Annotated in this window: 3 protein-coding genes; all 3 read left to right on the top strand. The window is 54.9% G+C overall.

Annotated features, from left to right (window positions below):
• Window positions 1-394: hypothetical protein (locus FDW94_RS07260; RefSeq protein WP_249358342.1), on the top strand; the 394-nt coding region annotated here is incomplete at its 5' end.
• Window positions 363-773 (top strand): DUF4054 domain-containing protein, encoded by a 411-nt coding sequence (locus FDW94_RS07255; RefSeq protein WP_137377372.1) that lies wholly within the window; start codon window positions 363-365, stop codon window positions 771-773. The genes FDW94_RS07260 and FDW94_RS07255, both read left to right, overlap by 32 nt.
• The coding region (locus FDW94_RS07250) for a hypothetical protein (RefSeq protein WP_249358340.1) at window positions 770-1,174 on the top strand (405 nt) is incomplete at its 3' end. The genes FDW94_RS07255 and FDW94_RS07250, both read left to right, overlap by 4 nt.

The raw sequence follows: 1,174 nt of genomic DNA, 5'->3' as shown, positions 1-1,174 counted from the left end.
CGGGGCAACCCGCCGTTCTGGAGAGAGTATGAAATATCTCGTAACTTCCGGTGCGGTTCTGCGCTTCACCGACGGCTCGCATGTCGAGTTGAAGCCTGGCGTGCACAGCTTTGAAAAACGCGTGGCCGAGCACTGGGCGTTTAATGCCCATGCGCAGGCCATCACTGAAGATGAGCTCAAGCAGAGCCAGGGTGGCGAAGACCTTACTCTGAAGGTTTCAGGGCTGGAAACCACCATCAACGGCCTGCAAAAGCAGGTGGCAGAAAAAGATTCCACCATTGCTGAGCAGTCGACTACCATCACAGGCCTGCAAAAGCAGTTGGGTGAGCTGACCGAAAAGCTGGCTGTGCTGGAGGCTGGTAATGGCAAAAAACAGTCTTCTGCCAACAAGTGATCAGTTCCGCATAGACTTCCCTGAGTTTTCCGACGCTACTCGTTATCCTGACGCATCCGTAAATTTCTACCTGAACCAGGCTGACTGCCTGCTCAATCAGGATGTATTCGGCTGTCAGTTTGTTTACCTCGCCGAGTTGTTCACGGCCCACTACACAGAGTTGCGTGGTAAGGCCATTGCTGGCGCAGCAACTGGTGGCGGAGTTAACTCCTCCGGAGGCGGCATCCTCACATCCAAATCTGTGGACAAGGTTTCCGCCAGCTATGACGTATCTGGCGTGATCAACCCAGATGCCGGTTTCTGGAATAACACCGGGTACGGGCGCGAATTCTACTGGTGGTGGTCGATGTTGGGCGCTGGTGGACGGCAATTGCTATGAGCGGCGTGAAAATAAGGGCGGACAATGTCGCTTCTGTTCTCGCTGGGCTGGACAGGCTGTCGAAGATGGATGTGCTGGTGGGCATACCAGAATCCAACGCGGTTCGCGAGGATGGAGAGGAGCTGAATAACGCGGAAATCGGATATCTGCAGTCTACAGGGGCAACGGTCAGGCTTGGTGGTCAGGAGGTGACATTGCCTCCACGCCCGTTCCTGGATATCGGGATCGAGGATTCTGCCAAGGTAACCGCTGAGCATCTCAAGACAGCTGCTGGTCTTGCGCTGGATGGCAATTTCACTGGTGCTGAGCGTGAGCTAAATTCCGCCGGGCAACTGGCTTCGGATGCTGCGAAGCGTGTTATTACTGATGGCGATCGCCTAATTCCTATCTCTGACATGACC

The organism is Citrobacter sp. wls757 (genome assembly GCF_005280935.1).
In the GTDB taxonomy this organism is placed as follows: domain Bacteria; phylum Pseudomonadota; class Gammaproteobacteria; order Enterobacterales; family Enterobacteriaceae; genus Citrobacter; species Citrobacter portucalensis.
Note: the sequence above shows the minus strand (reverse complement) of the source record. Positions and strands in the feature narration are given on the sequence as shown.